Raw genomic sequence first — 17,567 nt, forward strand, 5'->3', positions numbered from 1 at the left:
GGGCGGAGGTGCTCAAGGCGGTCGGATCCGCTCACTCCGAAACACCGGCCAACAGCATCCGCGGTGCGACGCACCTCCTCTTCCACGGTGCCGACGACGTCGTGAAGATTGCGCGTGGCACGTACCAGCTCGCACACTTCGCCGAAGCTGACGCCGCCGAAACCGTCGCGCAGGATGAGGCAGTCGCCACTGCCCCTGTCACTATCAACGCGGACGCACCCAACGCCGCATCCGTGTCGGAGCAAGCTTTCTACGCCAGCTTTGCCGAATGGCTGGAGGAGAATGACGAGGTGACGATCGCCGGCCCGCTGGGCGGCAGCGTGCTGGGTGGCAAGTGGGGCACCCCAGATGTGATGGGCGTCCTGAAACCCCGCGCGCAAGACATTTTCAAGTTTGAGCCGCAGATCGTAACGGCGGAGATCAAGGCCACCCCGAGCCAACCTGTCGTCGCCTTCGGTCAGGCGGTCGCCTATCGGCTGTTCAGCCACAAGAGCTACATCGTCGTACCCCGAACCACCACAAGCGACGACATGAACCGCCTAACCTCGCTGTGCAGCATCCACGGTGTGGGCCTGGTTGTCTTCACCCTCGACATCGACCAGCCGGACTATGGCGTAGTCGTCCTCCCCGCCATCGCCAGCCCCGACATGTTCTATGTCAACACCATGCTGGACCGTCTGAAGGCCAGCGAGCCACGGCTGCTAAACCGGCTGTTCTGACGTTACGCAGCGAACCTCAGACGGTGCCACAACCGTCCGGTTTTGACACCTTCACATTGGCGGCCTTTAGGGACTTACCTGCCCGTCAGCTATCAGGAGCCTCGGGGCGAATAGCTGCCGCTCGTTATGCCGACGTTGTCCTGCAAAATGGTTATTTTAAAAACGAGTGGCTTGAGAGATGATCAGCGAAGATAGTTGGTACGCGCTAACCACCCATTGCTACGCTAATGGTGGCCAGCACGTATAACCATCCCTTTCGCCATCCAATGGTTGGTCAAGCCGACGCTGCGTTTGTGGAGGATGACCGTAACTGCGCAGAAATGCGCAACGCATGCGCTCCGTATCCGCGAACCCGACAAGCCGTGCGACAGTGCCAACAGGTTCGTTGCTGTCGCGGAGGCGGATACGTGCGGCTTCGCAGCGCAGACGCTCGACCGCTCGCGCCGGGGTTTCACCCGTCTCCTTTCGAAACAGGCGGGCAAACTGGCGAACGCTCAGGCAGGCAGCTTCGGCAAGCCGGTCTATCGGCAACGGTTCGGAGAGATGATCTCGCGCGTAGGTCAACGCCTTGCGGATGCGGTCAGTCTGCGGCTCCATCTGGGAAATGGCCGCATACTGCGATTGGCCACCTGGTCGCCGATGGTACACGACGAGCTCGCGCGAGACTGCCTTAGCCAGCTCTGCACCATTATCGAATTCAATCCGCGCCAGCATCAGGTCGATACCGGCCGTCATGCCAGCCGACGTCCAAATTGCGCCATCGTTGATGAAGATCCGGTCTGCATCAACCGTCACCTTCGGGTACAGGTCCTGCAATCTCTTCGCGAACTGCCAGTGAGTCGTAACCCGTTTGCGGTCGAGATAGCCGGCAGCGGCAAGCAGGAAAGCTCCGGTGCATATACTCGCAATGCTTGAGACTTCGGCAGACGCCCGTCGAATTCCGGCAATGTTGTCGGCCTCCATCATAGGCTCGACCCTGCCGCCAACTACTACGACCGTCTCTGCTTCGACAGATCCCGATGGGCGCGTTTCCAGTCCGAGTCCCGCGTCGCCTTGAACGGTACCGCCGTCGTTGGAGACGAGCTCAATCCGATAGTGTTCGGACCCCAGCAGGCGATTTGCCGCAGTCAGAGCTGCCGTTGGCCCCGCCAGATCGAGAAGTTGGAAGCCTTCGCACAGGTAGAAGGCGAACGACGCTGACATGGCACTCCCTTGTGAACCGACACTAAGCACCTCTTAGGCGGGTAGCGACAGGAGGCATGCGCAAATTTGCGGGATGGCCGAAATCGAGGGATCTATGCCCTACAGCCAGGCACCGCTGGAGGCGTAGAGCATAGATCCAGCTCTCACCGCGGATTCTCCTATGAAAATCACCTCATACGACGGCATGCTTGCCGCACTGACATTAGAGGGTGTCGCCCCGTTCCATGTCGGCATCCTTATCGGACCTGGCTTCGTGCCGATGGACATCGTTGGGATCCAGACCGTGCTGGCTATGATGCCCGGCTCACAGATCCATTTCATCTGGAAAAACCGCGATGTGGTGGAAGGCTTTCGGTCGTGGCCGACAATGCCCACTACGACATTCGAGACATGCCCGACGTTGGACGTCTTCGCAGTCGGCATGAACCCGCCCGAAGTCCAGAACGACCCGGAGGTAATTGCCTTCACCCGCAAAGCCGCAGAGAGTGCGCGTTACGTAATCGGCGTGTGCAACGGCGTTGCACTGCTCGGATCGGCAGGCCTGATAGAAGGGCGGACGGTCGCAAGCAACTTTGCGGCAGAGGAGTTGCTGAAGGAACTGGGCGCCGCAAAGGTGCTCACCTCCGGTGAGGGTGCCGCTGTCGATGGAAATCTATACACCGCCGGTCCCGGCATCGGGAGCTTCGAGGTGGCGCTGCTGGTTGCGGCGGACGCGTTCGGTCGTGAGGCGGGCGAGCTGGCGGAGTTCGCGATCGAATATGATCCGCATCCGCCTTTTCGGACGGGCACGGTGGAGACTGCGTCACCGCAGATGTTGGAAGCCGCCCGGGGCATGATCGGCCCGATCATTGCTCAATACCACCGATGACGTCCTCAGAACGTTCAGACGAACCACTCTACATCGCACCTGCCACCTTGGCACAGGGAGATGTCATGCGCACGTTCCTGCTTTCGGCCATTCTTGGTTTCGCCGTATTCCCGTCGCAACCCGCCAACGCGCAGGATGCCAGTTTCTACGACTGTCAAAACGATCGGCTTAAGATCGCGATCGCGCCGATGAGCCTTGATAAGGCGATCGCCAGGTTCACCAGCATCACCCGCTGCCCGGCTTCGATCGACACGGATCAGGTGAAGGGCCGACCCACCCGGACCATGAAGACCATGGCGGTTAAGGGGCGCCTGACGCCGGGGCAGGCGCTCGCGCACATGTTGCGCAATACTCCCCTCAAGAGCACGCCCATCCACGGCGGCTTCTCGGTAAGCAAGTAGCGTGTCCATCGTCCCGCCCGTTCAGCGGCAGCCTTTGGTGATCCCCGGGACTGGTAGGGATGGCCTGCGCTACTCGCTGCCCTTGCGACTACTCCACTGGACCCGTGCCGCGCTGGTCATTGGGATGATCGCCGCAGGCTGGCTGATGACCAGCCTCGCCGACGCGGTACCGTGGAAGTACGGGACGCTCTATCCGACCCACAAGTCGTTCGGACTGCTGGTTCTCGGGCTGGTCGTCGTTCAGATCGCGATCCGGCTGAGCACCGGGCTCCCGCCGTGCGCCTCGGCCCTCGATGCATGGGAAGCGCGGCTGTCGAAGCTGGTCCATGGCGCCATGTACATGCTGCTCGTGGCGGTGCCGCTGATGGGGTATGCCATGTCGAGCAGCTACAGCCAAAGCGACGGTGTCACCTTCTTCGGCTTTCCGGTTCCCGAACTGCTTGCCAAGGATGACACGCGCTTCGCGATATTCCAGTCGTTGCACAGGATCCTGGCCTATACGTTGCTCGCGATGGTCGGCCTCCACGTCGCAGGCGTAGTGAAGCACCGCTATTTCGACAGGCGGCCCGGCAGTGACGTCCTGGCACGAATGCTGTAGGCTCATGGCCGACGGAGGATTGCCGAGAATCGAGCAACCCCCCGTACCAACCACTTCGCCGGTCAGATCGAGATGCGCTCGCCGTCGGCCGGGATGAGCAGACGCTGCGCGAACCCCTCCTTTTTCGCGAAGGCCGCGAGGTCGGCGCGGCTGAGGACGCAATGGTTGATCGCCTCCATGTGCGTCGCGATCAATTGCGCACTTGGGGCGGCGCGATGGACTGAAAGCACGCCATGCGGTCCCATCAGAATCGGACCCAGATCAATCCACTGGGCGTAACCCGCGTTCAGGACGATGACCTGCGGCTGATAGGTCTCAGATGGCATCGCCGACGACATACACCGTCTTGTGCGCCGGATGATGGAACACCACACCGCTTACCGGATCGAGCGTTGGCACTGCTCGCAGCACCGGTTCTGCGCCATGATGCCCGCCGGTCCGAGATAGCCGTACGTTCTTGAACCTCGTGTCGGCGGTCATATACGGACGTCGGTGAACCCCTGCCCGCGGATGGTCGTTGCATCGGTCGCGTTCTGCACGAAGATCGGCATCGCCTTGGGCAGCATATTCTGCGCTGCGTCGTCCCAATGATCGATATGAGTGTGGGTGACGATCACTGCATCCGCTGCCGCCAGATCGGCGACCGGGATGGGCAGCGGCACGAGCGGGTTGCGCAGGTGGCTCATCGCCGAGCCGGGGAAGCCGGGATAGGCACCTGGATCGGCGAGCATCGGATCGATCAGGAAACGCACGCCGGCGTAGTCGACGAGGATGGTCGCATTGCGTACCTAGACGATCGCGTCTTTGGTGCCGGCGGCCGGCATCGGGGCGGCCTCTACCGATGCCACCATTCCGAAGGCGGCAGCACCCGCACCGGCAGTGAGCAGCGATCGACGCGCGAGATCGGGCAGGCGATCGAATGACATGATGCTTCTCCCGGTTCAGGCGGACAGGAAAGCGGCGGTGGGCACCACCGAGGCGTAGGCAAACGCGAGCGCGGCCATGAACGCGGCATGGACCTGCGTGGCGGGTACCTCGACTCCATCACTCGACAGCGCGCGGGTCGCGCAGGCATCGCCGACCACCGTCACGCCGTAGCCGAAGTCGAACGCCGCGCGGGCCGTTGCATCGATGCACATATGGCTCATGGCACCGACGATGACGACGTCGGTCACGCCTTCCTCGTCGAGCAGAGCCTTCAGCCCGGTGTCGCGGAATGCGTTCGGGTAATGTTTGGTGAGCACATTCTCGCCACCGCTCGGCGCAACGGCCTCAATGATATTCGTGCCCTTCGTACCGACTGCGAACGGTGCGTCTTCGGAACCTGGCGTCTCGTGCCGGATATGAATGATCGTCTCGCCGGCGGTACGTGTCGCGCCGATCACGCGCTGCGCATTCGCGACCGCCTCCTCCAGGTTCTCCAGCGGCAGCTTGCCGTCAGCTTCATATTCGTTCTGCAGATCGACGATGATCACTGCGCGCTTCGCCATTTCTTCCTCCATGCCGATTGAATGCTGTTTATCTATCGTGAGCACATTACGTCAGTGGCGATAACGACAAAGAATGGGTTGTTTGTGCCATGCTCGAAGTTGCGATTCTGATGTATGATGGAGCACAACAAGCAGCAGTGCTCGGAATGACGGACCTTCTGGTTGCAGCTGATCGAGCAGCACGCGCCATGCCGGGTCACGATGGCTCGCCCGTGCTGACCGTCAGTCATTGGGCGTCCATGGGTGCTGAACGCGAGCTTGCGCGAGTCTATGCGTCAGCGCCTTGTCGCGCCACGCCATCGATCTGCATCCTACCTCCTGCCCTGGCCGGTCCGGTCGACGAACCGAAACCAGCGGTGACGCGCTGGCTGCGGGAGCGCCATGCCGATGGCGCGGTCTTGGCCTCGATCTGCTCCGGCGCGTTCGTTCTTGGCGCGACGGGCCTGTTCGACGACCGGACCGTCACGACGCACTGGACGTACGAGGATCGCTTCCGCAGTCAGTTTCCGCAAGCAAGGATTGATACCGACCGGATCGTCATCGACGACGGCGACCTCATGACCGCCGGCGGGGTGATGGCGTGGACCGACCTGTGCCTGACGCTCATCCAGCGCTTCGTCGGGCAGGCGGTGATGATGGAGGTCGCCAGCGGCTTCCTGATCGATCCTCCGGGTCGGGAGCAAAGCTACTACAGCGGATTTCGCCCCCATATCGGTCACAAGGACGATGCGATCTCGAAAGCGCAGGACTTCCTGCACGAGACCGAGGGCAAGATCGTCGAGGTCGCGACGCTGGCGGCCAGGGCCGGTCTGGAAGACCGGACCTTTCTTCGCCGCTTTCACAAGGCGACCGGTCACACCACTACCGAATATTGGCAACGCCTGCGGGTCGCGAATGCCAAGACGAAGCTGCGCGATACTGGCTTGGCCGTCGACCAGGTTGCCTGGGAGGTCGGCTACACCGATCCGAGCGCGTTCCGGAAGGTGTTCCACCGGATCGTCGGCCTGTCCCCGTCCGATTACCGGCGGCGGTTCTCGGCGGGGAAGGATGCTTCGGACTGATCGTCTATCGTGGTCAATTGATCTTGCCGGGATACTCCATGAACAGCGCTACGTTGCGGGCCGCCTTCGGGCCGTACGTCTTCGTGATATCCGCCAGCGCGATATCCAGCGCGCGGGTCGCCTGATGCGCCTCAAGCGGGGCGAGCATGCGACTGACCTTCGCCGTACCGGCAACCATGTCGGGCAGGACGACGAGACCATGGGCCAGTCGCACCGGTGCCTTGCTCGGGCCAACGGCATAGCCGAAGGTGTTGCCCGTCCGGCTATAGGCTTCGGCCGTCACTGCCAGAGCGATCTCGTCGTCGCCAGCCTTGACCGGGATACCCAGCGTGACATCGGGCCTCGCGTCCCGCGCAGGCATGTCCGCATTGCCCGGATCGGACTGGAATGCATCGCTGTCATGCCGGGAACTCCAATCGTCGATGCCCACGTCGCGGGCGACCTCGGCAGCCTTGGCAGCGCCGGCGATCGCCTCGACCAGCGCTATCGAAGTCGGCATCGATGCGCTGACTCCTGCGCTCGAAGCGACCTTCCCGTCGGCGACGTAGCGGATGTTCTTCTGCCATAGCACCTTGGGAAAGCGCTTCGCTCGGAACCCCTCGTTGCTGTAATGGGACGTGGCGCGATGGCCATCGAACAGTCCCGTATTGGCAACGACCATCGCGCCGTAGCAGATGCTGATGACCGTGCATCCCTTGCCGGCCTGCGCCTTGATCCATTTCAGAAGGTCGGGATCGCTGTCGTTCTCGACTGCCGGCACGAAGATGTAGTCAGCGCCCTCGGGATAGCGCTTATCGAACTCGGAGACGGTGGCCTGGAGCTGGAACGTGAGCGGTTGCATCTTCACCGGGCCCGGCTTAACCGATACCGACATGACATCGGCGACGCCCGAGCGTGCCATCACGCCGAACGGGATGCAGAAGTCGCTGATGATCGTGCCTTCGTTCAATCCCACTATCGCTACGAGCGGCTTCGTGCGACCGAACCGCGCCTGATAAGGGGGTATCTTCTCCGGGTTCGCATTCTTCGAAGCATCGAAGACGCCGGAGGTCATACCGGCCTGACGCGCGATTGCTCTACCTGCCAGCGCCATTCCGCCAAGAGTTACAGCGGCGGAGACGATGGCCGTCCTTCGATTGATCATGTGCATGGAGCCCTGCGTGTCGGTGTGTTCGACCCGTGTCCTGCAGCGGCATCATGGCGTAAAGGACATCTACCACGGCATTTCGGCCATGCAGATGATGCTTGAGGACTGGCTGTTCCGCATATCTGGTCGAGACAAACTGCTCCACTGCTGACGTCCTTCCAAGAGGCTTCGTTTTCAGAGGCTATCGGTTGGATCTGGTTGGGACGAAATGTCCAAGTGACAGTGTCGGGCATCGACGGTAGTGCCAGAGGGTGCGAGCCTTACGGCGCCTTGTCCTGGCCCATAGTCATATGGCTGCGCTGATCTACGTCGCGGTGCTGGCTCTGCGCATCCTAATCCCGACCGGCTACATGGTCTCCAGCGATCATGGCCGCGTCACCATCACTCTGTGTTCGGGTGTTGTCGAGCAGCCGTCCATGGCGATGGACATGGCGGGTATGGATCACGCCATGCCGGACCATGGCAAATCGAAGGAACACGGCAAAGCGGAGATGCCGTGCGCCTTCTCCGGACTGTCGACGCCAGTCTTTGGCGGCGCCGATCCTGTTCTGCTGGTCGTGGCGCTTGCCTTGGTCGCCGCGATGGCGCTTCGTGCCACGCCGCGGACCATCGTTGCGTCCGCACCCTACTTGCGTCCTCCTCTACGCGGTCCTCCACTGTTCCGTTGATCTGAGCATGCCGCCTGCCTGATGTGATCGGGCGGGCTCTTTGTGACGGGCTTTGCCCGAATTCGGTACAGCTCCGGATCGGATAAAGACGGCTTACCGCCCGAGCCTCCCGGCTGCGGGCAAAAGGCCTGTCTGCCCGACCTGGCGGTTGCGCCGTCTCGCTCAAGGAACACCTATGACCTACCGTGTCGCGCTGGCGCTTGTCGCCACGCTCGCCGCTCCTGCGATTGCGCAGGACGCCCGCAAGGGCTCAATCACCGCTGCCGCCCCCTGGTCGCGCGCCACATCGCACCGTGCGAGCGTCGGCGCCGGCTATCTGACGATCCGCAACAGCGGCGCACAGCCCGATCGCCTGATTTCCGCGACCTCGCCACGTGCCGCTAAAGTGGAGATCCACACCATGTCGCTGGACGACGGCATCATGCGGATGCGCCAGCTTCCCGATGGCCTGGAGGTCCCGGCGGGCGGTGAGGCGGCGCTGGCACCAGGCGGCAACCACATCATGCTGATCGGCCTCAAGGCGCCGCTCAAGGAAGGCGAGCGTATTCCCGCGACACTGCGCTTTGCACGCGCCGGCACATTGAAAGTCCTCTTCACGGTTGCTGGGCCGGGTGCGTCTGGCCCGGATGCGGAACATGGGGGCCATCACTGATGGCTAACCCTCGTACACGTGGCCTAATCCGCGGGACGGCTCTCGCATCGCTTCTGGCGGTGGGTCTGGCGATCGGTGTCACTGGCTGCTCTCGCGAACCGGAAACCGGGAACAGCCAAGCCGCAGCGACGGCGAATCCCGGACCTGGCGGCCCTTTCACATTGGTCGACACCAAAGGACAGACCGTCACCGATCAGACGCTTAAGGGCAAACCCTACGCCATCTTCTTTGGCTTTACCCGCTGTCCGGACGTTTGCCCGACGACGATGAGCCGCATGGCGCTGCTGCATAAAAGACTAGGTTCCGACGCGGAGAAGATGAACGTCGTGTTCGTCTCGGTCGATCCCGAGCATGACAAGCGGGAAGACATCGCCAGCTTCCTATCGATGTTCGATGCACCGGTGATCGGCTTGACGGGCGATCCGGCCGAGCTGGAACGCATGGAAAAGTCGTTCAAAGTCTATGTCGAGCGGGTGCCGCTACCCAACGGCGATTATACAATCGACCATACCGCGCGCATCCTTTTGTTCGATCGCGACGGGCAGTTCGTCGACACGATGGATGCCAAGGAGCCGGAGACGCAAGCGGTCGAGCGGCTGCGCAAGCTGATCCGTGCTTAGGTGGGCGATGTTGGTGGGCGCGCTCGCGCTCGCCGGGTGTGCGATCCAGAACCCGGTCGTCGACGAAGGCCGTATACGCGAGGCGACCGAGGCGCACTTCGGCAGCCCGCTGGCACCAATCGACGTCGGCCCCGTCGTCGTCAGCGGTGATCATGCGATCGCCGACTGGACGCAGGGCGACTTCGGCGGTCGGGCGCTGTTTGAGCGCGGCGCATACGGTTGGATGCTGCTGCTGTGCAGCGGTGATTCGATCCGCCGGGCAGAGAATCTGAAGCGGGCCGGCGTGCCCGACTTCAATGCTGGTTGGATCGCCGACCAGCTTGCCTCGGCCGAAGCCAAACTGCCGCCCGAGCGGCTTGCCCGCATGAAGCGCTTCGTCGGCACCGCAGCCGATCACGAAGCCTATTTGAAGACCTTGGGGGACTAATGAAATCCATCACTCTGCTGGCGCTGATCGCCGGCACCGCGCCGGCACCGCCAGCTCTTGCCCAAAACTCCGATGCGACACGCAGTGCCCGCAACGACACCCCTGACCCGGCGCGCCGCGATGACATCGTGGTGACCGGCCGCAACTTCGTCGTCGCCGACAGCACCACCGCCACCAAATCCGACGCGCCGATCCTGTCGACGCCGCAGGCGATCTCGGTCGTCGACAGCGACTTCATCGACACGCTGAACCTGCGCACGGTCGCGGAGGCGTTGAATTACACCTCGGGCGTTCGCAGCCAGGCATTCGGCAGCGACACCCGCATCGACTATTATCAGCTCCGCGGCTTCGCCAACTCGAACTTCTTCAAGGACGGGCTAGTCCTCTACAATTCCGGCGCCTTCCTCTCGTGGACGACGCCGGCGGAGGGAATCGAGCGGCTTGAGGTGCTGAAAGGACCGTCCTCGGTCCTCTACGGCAGCGGCAGCGCCGGCGGCCTCGTCAACATCGTCTCCAAGGCGCCGAACCGCCGCACCATCGCCAACATCGAGGCGGGTATTGATGAATATGGCAGTGCCTATGGCTCCGCCGATCTCGGCGGGGCGATCTCCGACACGCTGGCGGTTCGGGTCAACGGGCTGGTCCGGCGCGGCGATACGCAGGTCGAACTTGCCGAGGACAACCGGACCTATGGTTCGGTTGCACTAGGCTGGACGCCGACCAGCGACACGTCGCTGACGCTGCGCGGCAGCTACACCCGCGACCGATCGCAACGCCCGACCGGCTTCGTGCCTTACGCGGGCTTCGTCACGCCGCTCGGCGACGGGCGAAAGATCCCGATCGACCTGTTCGTCAGTGATCCATCCGTCGATCGCTACGACCGCGATCAATATGAGGTCGGCTACACCTTCGAGACGAAGCTGGGCGAGAACCTGCGTTTCGTTTCGAATGGCCGCTACGCCGAGATCGACCTCACCTATGCCGGGCTGTTCGGGCAGTTCACCGGCAACCCGGTGCTGGCGGGCGGGCGCTACTATCTCAACCGCGGCAACTCGCGGCAGGACGCATGGCTCGATAATGTTACGATCGACAATCGCCTCTCGGGGACGATCAGAACCGGCGCGCTCGTCCATGATCTGACCGCCGGGATCGACTATAGTTTCTCGCGCACGGCCAGTTCGCAGCGGCAGGGCACCGCACCGCGGCTCGACATCTTCGCACCCGTCTACAACGTCGCGCTGCCCGCGCTCGGCGTACCGTCAACGACACGCCAGAAGCTCGATCAGACCGGGCTCTACGTACAGGACCGGATCACGCTAGGCGGGCTCGTTGCTTTACTGTCGGCGCGGCACGACTGGATCGGCATCACCAGCACCAGCGCCACGGGCGCGGTGACGCGGGGCGATCCGGACAAAACGACCTATCGGGCCGGCCTCAGCTACGTCACGCCGGTCGGGCTCGCGCCCTATGTCAGCTACGCCACCTCGTTCACGCCGGTGATCGGCGCTGAGGCGGCAACGGGCCAATATTATCGGCCAGAGACAGGCGAAGCTTGGGAAGCGGGCATCAAATATGAGGCGCGGGGTTTCCCGCTGATTGCGTCGGCCTCGCTGTTTTCGATCGAACGTGACGGCATCCTGGTGTCCAATCCGGTCGCGGGTTTCCCGACCAACCAGAGCCAACTCGGCCTGGTCCGCTCGCGCGGCGGAGAGGTCGAGGTGCAGGCCCGGCCGATGTCAACGCTCAACATCACAGCCGCCCTGACCGCGTTCAAAACCGAGAACCGGGAAGGTGCCGCGGCGACGCTCGGCAAGGCACCGACCGGTACGCCCGGGTTCAGCGCCTCGGCATTCATCGACTACACGCTGCCGGCGGGAAGCTTCCTGCCGGGCTTCGGGCTAGGTAGCGGCATCCGCCATGTCGGGCGGAGCTGGGCCGATACCGCCAACACGCTGGCGGTGCCGTCCGCGACCGTCTTCGACGCGGCCATCCACTACGACCTCGGCGCCGTCCGGCTCGCCGGCAACGTCTCGAACCTGTTCGACAAGAAGTACGTTGGCGCCTGCCCGTCCGCCGGCACTTGCTACGCGGCCAATCTGCGCCGCGCGACCATCAGCCTTGCCTACCGTTTTGGAGACAATCGATGACCGATCTTACCGCGCCGTTCGATCGGCGTCAGATGCTGGCGCTTGCCGCCATTGGCGGTGCCGCAGCCGCACTGCCTGCCTCAGCCCAGACACCGACCGACCCTGGGGCGCAGCATATGGGCGATATGATGGCGATCCCGGCCGATGCACCGAAGATCGCGATGCTGGTCTATCCCAAGATGGTCGCGCTCGACCTGATCGGGCCGCTGACGGTGTTCAATATCCTGCGCTGCAACGTCATGCTCGTCTGGAAAGACAAGGTGCCGGTCTCGACCGATGTCCGCCTGCCCATCACAGCGACGCATACGTTCGACGAGGTGCCGACCAACGTCGATGTGCTGTTCGTGCCGGGCGGCCGCATGGGCACCGTCGATTGCATGAACGACCCTGCGGTCATGGCCTTCCTCGCCGATCGTGGATCGCGCGCGAAATGGGTGACGAGCGTCTGCACCGGCAGCCTTGCGCTGGCGGCCGCAGGGCTGCTCAAGGGCTACAACGCGACTTCGCACTGGCAAGTCGCCGATCTCCTGCCGCGCATGGGGGCGCGCCACGTCGACAAGCGGGTGGTGATCGACCGCAACCGGATGACCGGCGGAGGCGTCACCGCCGGCATCGACTTCGGTTTGACGCTGGCGGCGCACCTCAAGGACGAGGAAGCCGCCCGCCGGGTGCAGCTCATCATCGAATACGCGCCCGAACCGCCTTTCCGAAACGGCACACCACAGGAGGCCGGCCCGAAGCGGGTGGCCGAACTGACTGGTCGGACGCCGTGGATGGATGCGCAGGTGGATGCGGCTGTAAACGCTGCCGCGAAGCGCTTGGGAATCGCGGCATGATCGGGCGGCATCCGCTCGCATCGACGAGCCTCACCGTCATCGCAGCCCTTTGGCTCGGATCGCCGGCTATGGCGCAGACCGCCCCGGCGGACGACACGCAGACGCCAAGCTGGTCCGGAACCGACATCGTCGTGACCGGTACTCGCGATAGCTATGGCGTACCCGGAACTAGCGCGGCCACGCGCACAGACACGCCGCTGATCCAGGTGCCGCAATCGGTCCAGGTGCTGACCCGCACGCTGATCCAGGAACAGGATCGCCGCACGCTGGGCGACGCGCTGGTCAACGTGTCCGGCGTCACCCCGACACGATCCGACGAGGTGCTGTTCATCCCGCCGATCGGTGACGAAGCGCCCCGACCTTCTGAGGATAGCAGATGTTCAACTCACTAGACCCGGTGATGCTGGCTCGCATCCAGTTCGGCTTCACGGTTAGCTTCCACTTCATCTTTCCGTCCTTCTCGATCGGGCTTGCGAGCTACCTGGCGGTGCTCGAGGGCCTCTGGCTGAAGACGGGTCGCACCCTTTATCTCGACCTGTTTCGATACTGGGCGAAGATCTTCGCGATCGCCTTCGCGATGGGCGTCGTGTCGGGCATCGTCATGTCTTATCAGTTCGGCACCAACTGGTCGGTATTCTCGACCAAGGCGGGGCCGGTGATCGGTCCGCTCATGGCCTATGAGGTGCTCACCGCCTTCTTCCTCGAGGCGGGCTTCCTAGGCGTGATGCTGTTCGGCATGAAGAAGGTCGGGCGCGGCCTGCACTTCACAGCGACCTGCATGGTCGCGCTCGGAACCTTCATTTCCGCCTTCTGGATTCTGAGCGTGAACAGCTGGATGCAGACCCCGACCGGCTTCGTGGTGGACGGCGACGGGCGCTTTCTGCCGGGCGACTCTTGGCCGACGATCATTTTCAGTCCGAGCTTTCCCTATCGCCTCGTCCACACGGTGATCGCAGCCTATCTGACGACCTCGCTGGTGGTCGGCGCGGTGGGGGCGTGGCACCTGTTACGCGACCGGACGAACCCGCACGCGCGCAAGATGTTTTCCATGGCGATGTGGATGGCGGCGATCGTCGCGCCGGTACAGATCGTGGTTGGCGATGCGCATGGCCTCAACACGCTGGAGCACCAGCCCGCCAAGGTCATGGCGATGGAAGGGCATTATGATAGCCATCCGGACGGCGCGCCCCTCATCCTTTTCGGTGTTCCCAACTCGGCCGAGAAGCGGATCGACCATGCGCTCGAGATCCCCAAGGCATCGTCCCTGATCTTGAAGCATGACCTGGACGCGCCCCTGCCCGGGCTCGACACGATCCCAGATGACCGGGAGCCGCCTGTCTCGGTTATCTTCTGGTCGTTCAGGGTGATGGTGGCACTCGGCTTCGCAATGCTGGGGTTGGGGCTGTGGAGCCTTGTCGGGCGCTGGCGCCGGCGGCTCTATGATTGGTCGTGGCTGCACCGCGCCGCCGTCGTGATGGGGCCTTCCGGGTTCGTCGCGGTCGTCGCGGGCTGGATCACGACGGAGGTCGGGCGTCAGCCCTACACCGTCTATGGGCACCTCCTGACCAATCAGTCGCACTCGCCACTCGCGGCACCCGCCGTCGCCGCATCGCTGATCGCCTTCGTGCTGGTCTATTTCGCCGTGTTCGGCGCGGGAACCTGGTACATCCTGCACTTGATGCATCGGCCGGCCGAGGCGCACGAGGATGAGCCCGACGCAACGCCCGTGCGCACCGCCGGGATTACGCCCGCGCCCGCCTTCGGCGCGCAGGTCGGGGAGTAAGAGTCATGGCCATCAACGTCGATCTCACCACAGTCTGGGCGTTCATCATCGCGTTCGCCGTGTTCATGTACGTCGTGATGGACGGATTCGATCTCGGCATCGGCATCCTCTTCCCGACCTTCAAGGTTGGTGAGGAGCGCGACCAGGCAATGAACTCGATCGCGCCGGTCTGGGACGGCAACGAGACGTGGCTGGTCCTGGGCGGCGGCGGGCTGCTCGCGGCATTTCCGCTCGCCTACAGCGTGATCCTGCCCGCCACGTACCCGCCGATCATAGCCATGTTGCTTGGGCTTATCTTTCGCGGTGTCGCCTTCGAATTCCGTTGGCGCGACCCTCGGCATCGGCCGCTTTGGGACATGGCATTCAGCCTTGGCTCGTTCGTCGCAGCCTTCTGCCAGGGCCTGGTGCTGGGCGCGATCCTTCAGGGTGTGCGGGTGGAGAATCAGGCCTATGCGGGCGGCTGGCTCGATTGGCTGTCGCTGTTCACCCTGCTGACTGGGGCCGGGGTGGTCGTCGGATATGCGCTGCTTGGCTCCACCTGGCTCGTCTGGAAGGTGGAGGGCTCGGCCGAAGCGCATGCGCGTCGGCTTGCGCTTTACGCCGGGGCCGCAACCCTGATCGCGATGGCAGCGGTCAGCGCGGCGACACCGTTCCTGTACCTCGAATATTGGAAGCGCTGGTTCGACATGCCCGGCGTGCTGGCGACCGCACAGGTCCCGCTGCTGACCCTGATCGTCGCCTTCCTGTTCTTCCGCCTCCTGCGACGGGGCGCGATGGCAGCACCCTTCCTCCTCGCCCTGGCGCTCTTCGCGCTCGGCTTCGCCGGACTAGGGATCAGCCTGTTCCCGTATATTGTGCCTGACGGCATTACGATCTGGGATGCTGCTGCCCCTGAAAGGAGCCAGGTGTTCATGCTCGTCGGCACCGCCATCATCATGCCGATGATCCTTGCCTACACCGCTTGGGCATATTGGGTGTTCCGCGGCAAGGTCGGAACGCACGGGTATCACTGATGTCTCAAAGCCAAGCTCCGCTGTGGCAGCGCCTGTTATGGCTGGCTGCGATCTGGGCCACCAGCGTGGTGACGCTCGGCGCCGTCGCCGGACTGATCCGAGTCTGGCTGAAAGGCTAGGCGTCCAACCGCCAGTGTATGGAAGCATCGCTGTCATGAAGATTGTCGAGGTGGAAATGCCGGACTCCGAGGGCCGCGACGCCGTTCAAGCGCGCCACCAAACACGTCCTGCGTTGTGAGTGGGCGCTTCTGATGCCGCCCGCCATCACGTTGGGGCCGCTGTTGCTTCCCACGGATCGTCTCTTGGCGTTCCTCGCTATCGGCATGTTCCTTGCTCTGGTGGCGCTGGCTGACAGGTTCCTCGCCACCCGAGCATCCTCGGCAGCGACCTTGGCTTGCGTTGTGGGAGCGGTGGCAAGCCGGATCGCCTACGTTGTCATGAACTGGACGAGCTATGCTGATGATCCAGTCTCGGCGTTTGCAATCTGGCAGGGCGGGTTCTCGGCGCCCATAGGCATTGCCGCCGCTTTCCTGACGTTGCTGCTGAACGTCGGACGGTCGCGTGCTCTGGCAGTCACGGGCGCCGCACTGGGGATGGCGACTGCAGCTTGGTTGACCGTGAGCGTCGCCACGGCCGAGCCGGTTCGTCCCTTTCCGAGGGGGATGATGATCTGGACTGCAGCGGGCGATCCGATAGCGATCGACACGTCTATCGGGCGCCCGTTCGTCGTGAACCTATGGGCAACATGGTGCGGCCCATGTCGACGCGAGCTGCCAATGCTCACCCGCGCAGCGTCGGCTCACGGTGCGTTGCCGATCCTGCTCGTCAACCAGGGAGAGGATATGCAGACGGTTGCCGCTTTCCTATCACGCGCGCGGATCGAGCCGACACATGTGACAATGGATGCCAGCCGCGATCTCAGCCGTGCGCTGGACATCGCGGGCTATCCCGCTACCGCCTTTGTGGCAGCGGACGGGACGATCGTGCGGCTCCAGCTGGGGGAACTATCCCGCGCCGCGCTTTACGACGGCATCGAGCATGCGACAAAGCACCGGTAGCCGGTCGGACTTAAAGCGACAATCAGGCATCGCTTAGCAAGTAGTATGGGTGAACGGATGGCTGCTTATGTAAAAGCGCAGTTCGGCCGGTGAATGACCGCGAGTGGTCGAGAGCTGCCAAACCGGCGCTGGTGTCACAACCGCTCGGTTGTGACACCAGCCTGCACCCGTTTCACCTCGCATCCGCTTCGACATCGATGGTGCACCGCACTGCCTCGCGCGCCTTGTTCGCGCGCTTCCGGCACGCATCCAGCGCCTTGCGATTGGCGGTGACGATCCGATCGCTGGCCATAAACGCAGCGAAGCCTTCAGGCGATGCGGTCCGCATCAAGCGCGCGCCACCTTCCCACATCGGTTCCTTAAGGGTTCGAGCCGCCATTCTCTCCGGCCATTGCCAACTCGCCGGCACGATTTCACGCGCGACCCACCCTGGCATGGCCGCCCATAGCATCATGCCAAGGACAAGCCCGCCGCCACCGAAGATATACAGCCAGCGGTTCTGCTCGCGGGCATTGCGATCTGCGAAGGCAAGCCCGCGCATGTCACGCGCGGCTTGGTTCATGGTGCTCGTCGCGCGCTCCAACGCATCATGGTCGGCACGCCGCGCCTCGGTCGATGCAGCCGTGAGCTGGCCTCCCAACTGCTGCGGCGTAGCGCGCAATGCCGGCGACTGCTCGATGGTGTCGAGACGATCCGATACCTCGGTCAGCCGGGCATCGATATGTGCGAGCGTCGGTGAATAGTCGGGTACGTCGAGTTCGCGCCGTTCCGCCGCCAAGCCCTGCACGGCGCGCAACACCAGCGCCACCTCTCCACGTAGTGCCTCGAATGCCTCGGCGGGGTCGCCGCCTTCCTGATAATCGTCGTCTGCCATCC

General features: G+C 63.4%; 24 protein-coding genes. 16 read left to right on the forward strand and 8 right to left on the reverse strand.

Features of this window, described 5'->3' with window-relative positions; all coding sequences use genetic code 11:
* Positions 1-719 (forward strand): hypothetical protein (locus tag KZ820_RS20515; protein ID WP_219750673.1); only part of this gene is annotated, 719 nt, incomplete at its 5' end.
* A 219-nt stretch (positions 720-938) separates the two neighbouring features.
* Here KZ820_RS20515 and KZ820_RS20520 read toward each other — a convergent pair.
* Complete coding sequence (locus tag KZ820_RS20520; protein WP_219750674.1) at positions 939-1,922, reverse strand: GlxA family transcriptional regulator; 984 nt, start codon at positions 1,920-1,922, stop codon at positions 939-941.
* Positions 1,923-2,082: 160 nt separating this feature from the next.
* Here KZ820_RS20520 and KZ820_RS20525 point away from each other — a divergent pair, with 160 nt between their 5' ends.
* From KZ820_RS20525 to KZ820_RS20535, 3 genes are all read left to right on the forward strand, one after another.
* Positions 2,083-2,790: a DJ-1/PfpI family protein gene (locus KZ820_RS20525; RefSeq protein ID WP_219750675.1), complete on the forward strand. Its 708-nt coding sequence runs from the start codon at positions 2,083-2,085 to the stop codon at positions 2,788-2,790.
* A gap of 65 nt (positions 2,791-2,855) precedes the next feature.
* Positions 2,856-3,191: an STN domain-containing protein gene (locus KZ820_RS20530; RefSeq protein ID WP_219750676.1), complete on the forward strand. Its 336-nt coding sequence runs from the start codon at positions 2,856-2,858 to the stop codon at positions 3,189-3,191.
* A gap of 1 nt (position 3,192) precedes the next feature.
* Positions 3,193-3,789: a cytochrome b gene (locus KZ820_RS20535; protein WP_308462296.1), complete on the forward strand. Its 597-nt coding sequence runs from the start codon at positions 3,193-3,195 to the stop codon at positions 3,787-3,789.
* 62 nt (positions 3,790-3,851) lie between these two features.
* Here the strand turns inward: KZ820_RS20535 and KZ820_RS22065 are convergent, their stop codons facing one another.
* The 5 genes from KZ820_RS22065 to KZ820_RS20545 are packed head-to-tail and all read right to left on the reverse strand — an operon-like array spanning position 3,852 to position 5,279.
* Positions 3,852-4,127, reverse strand: coding sequence for a hypothetical protein (locus KZ820_RS22065; protein ID WP_258048391.1), 276 nt, complete (start codon positions 4,125-4,127; stop codon positions 3,852-3,854).
* Positions 4,105-4,269 carry a hypothetical protein gene (locus tag KZ820_RS22070; protein WP_258048392.1) on the reverse strand — a complete coding sequence of 55 codons (165 nt, stop codon included), beginning with the start codon at positions 4,267-4,269 and terminating at the stop codon, positions 4,105-4,107. The genes KZ820_RS22065 and KZ820_RS22070 overlap by 23 nt, the downstream gene beginning before the upstream one ends.
* Positions 4,266-4,541 (reverse strand): MBL fold metallo-hydrolase, encoded by a 276-nt coding sequence (locus KZ820_RS22075; protein ID WP_373369043.1) that lies wholly within the window; start codon positions 4,539-4,541, stop codon positions 4,266-4,268. Before KZ820_RS22075 ends, KZ820_RS22070 begins: the two co-directional genes overlap by 4 nt.
* A gap of 36 nt (positions 4,542-4,577) precedes the next feature.
* The gene (locus KZ820_RS22080) at positions 4,578-4,715 is read right to left on the reverse strand and encodes a hypothetical protein (protein ID WP_258048393.1); all 138 of its coding nucleotides are present in this window, start codon (positions 4,713-4,715) and stop codon (positions 4,578-4,580) included.
* Between the two features lie 15 nt (positions 4,716-4,730).
* Positions 4,731-5,279, reverse strand: a complete 549-nt coding sequence (locus KZ820_RS20545) for a cysteine hydrolase family protein (protein WP_219750677.1) — start codon at positions 5,277-5,279, stop codon at positions 4,731-4,733.
* Positions 5,280-5,425: 146 nt separating this feature from the next.
* On the opposite strand from KZ820_RS20545, the gene KZ820_RS20550 reads away from it, so the two are divergent.
* A complete protein-coding gene (locus KZ820_RS20550; protein ID WP_258048394.1) occupies positions 5,426-6,340 on the forward strand; it encodes a GlxA family transcriptional regulator in 915 nt (304 codons plus the stop codon).
* 13 nt (positions 6,341-6,353) lie between these two features.
* Here the strand turns inward: KZ820_RS20550 and KZ820_RS20555 are convergent, their stop codons facing one another.
* Positions 6,354-7,490, reverse strand: coding sequence for a DJ-1/PfpI family protein (locus KZ820_RS20555; RefSeq protein WP_219750679.1), 1,137 nt, complete (start codon positions 7,488-7,490; stop codon positions 6,354-6,356).
* Positions 7,491-7,777: 287 nt separating this feature from the next.
* Between KZ820_RS20555 and KZ820_RS20560 the strand changes: the two genes are divergently transcribed.
* The 11 genes from KZ820_RS20560 to KZ820_RS20610 all read left to right on the forward strand — a co-directional run bounded on the left by KZ820_RS20560 (position 7,778) and on the right by KZ820_RS20610 (position 16,691).
* Complete coding sequence (locus tag KZ820_RS20560; protein WP_258048395.1) at positions 7,778-8,155, forward strand: DUF2946 family protein; 378 nt, start codon at positions 7,778-7,780, stop codon at positions 8,153-8,155.
* A 175-nt stretch (positions 8,156-8,330) separates the two neighbouring features.
* Entirely contained in the window at positions 8,331-8,807 is a 477-nt protein-coding gene (locus KZ820_RS20565; RefSeq protein WP_219750681.1) for a copper chaperone PCu(A)C, read from the forward strand.
* 59 nt (positions 8,808-8,866) lie between these two features.
* A complete protein-coding gene (locus KZ820_RS20570; protein WP_308462297.1) occupies positions 8,867-9,427 on the forward strand; it encodes an SCO family protein in 561 nt (186 codons plus the stop codon).
* A gap of 13 nt (positions 9,428-9,440) precedes the next feature.
* Positions 9,441-9,854, forward strand: a complete 414-nt coding sequence (locus KZ820_RS20575; protein ID WP_219750683.1) for a copper uptake system-associated protein — start codon at positions 9,441-9,443, stop codon at positions 9,852-9,854.
* Positions 9,854-12,001, forward strand: a complete 2,148-nt coding sequence (locus tag KZ820_RS20580; protein WP_219750684.1) for a TonB-dependent siderophore receptor — start codon at positions 9,854-9,856, stop codon at positions 11,999-12,001. The genes KZ820_RS20575 and KZ820_RS20580 overlap by 1 nt, the downstream gene beginning before the upstream one ends.
* On the forward strand, positions 11,998-12,837 hold the full coding sequence (locus tag KZ820_RS20585) for a DJ-1/PfpI family protein (RefSeq protein ID WP_219750685.1): 840 nt from the start codon (positions 11,998-12,000) through the stop codon (positions 12,835-12,837). The genes KZ820_RS20580 and KZ820_RS20585 overlap by 4 nt, the downstream gene beginning before the upstream one ends.
* Complete coding sequence (locus KZ820_RS20590) at positions 12,834-13,229, forward strand: TonB-dependent receptor plug domain-containing protein (RefSeq protein ID WP_219750686.1); 396 nt, start codon at positions 12,834-12,836, stop codon at positions 13,227-13,229. Before KZ820_RS20585 ends, KZ820_RS20590 begins: the two co-directional genes overlap by 4 nt.
* Positions 13,214-14,620: a cytochrome ubiquinol oxidase subunit I gene (locus tag KZ820_RS20595; protein WP_219750687.1), complete on the forward strand. Its 1,407-nt coding sequence runs from the start codon at positions 13,214-13,216 to the stop codon at positions 14,618-14,620. Before KZ820_RS20590 ends, KZ820_RS20595 begins: the two co-directional genes overlap by 16 nt.
* 5 nt (positions 14,621-14,625) lie before the next feature.
* Entirely contained in the window at positions 14,626-15,633 is a 1,008-nt protein-coding gene (cydB, locus tag KZ820_RS20600) for a cytochrome d ubiquinol oxidase subunit II (protein ID WP_258048397.1), read from the forward strand.
* Positions 15,633-15,752 (forward strand): DUF2474 family protein, encoded by a 120-nt coding sequence (locus KZ820_RS20605; protein WP_219750688.1) that lies wholly within the window; start codon positions 15,633-15,635, stop codon positions 15,750-15,752. The genes cydB and KZ820_RS20605 overlap by 1 nt, the downstream gene beginning before the upstream one ends.
* A gap of 132 nt (positions 15,753-15,884) precedes the next feature.
* The gene (locus KZ820_RS20610; protein WP_219750689.1) at positions 15,885-16,691 is read left to right on the forward strand and encodes a TlpA disulfide reductase family protein; all 807 of its coding nucleotides are present in this window, start codon (positions 15,885-15,887) and stop codon (positions 16,689-16,691) included.
* A 172-nt stretch (positions 16,692-16,863) separates the two neighbouring features.
* On the opposite strand, the gene KZ820_RS20615 is transcribed toward KZ820_RS20610, so the two are convergent.
* The gene (locus KZ820_RS20615) at positions 16,864-17,565 is read right to left on the reverse strand and encodes a DUF6118 family protein (protein ID WP_219750690.1); all 702 of its coding nucleotides are present in this window, start codon (positions 17,563-17,565) and stop codon (positions 16,864-16,866) included.
* Positions 17,566-17,567 lie beyond the last annotated feature (2 nt).

It is taken from the genome of Sphingomonas citri, assembly GCF_019429485.1.
Lineage (GTDB): Bacteria > Pseudomonadota > Alphaproteobacteria > Sphingomonadales > Sphingomonadaceae > Sphingomonas > Sphingomonas citri.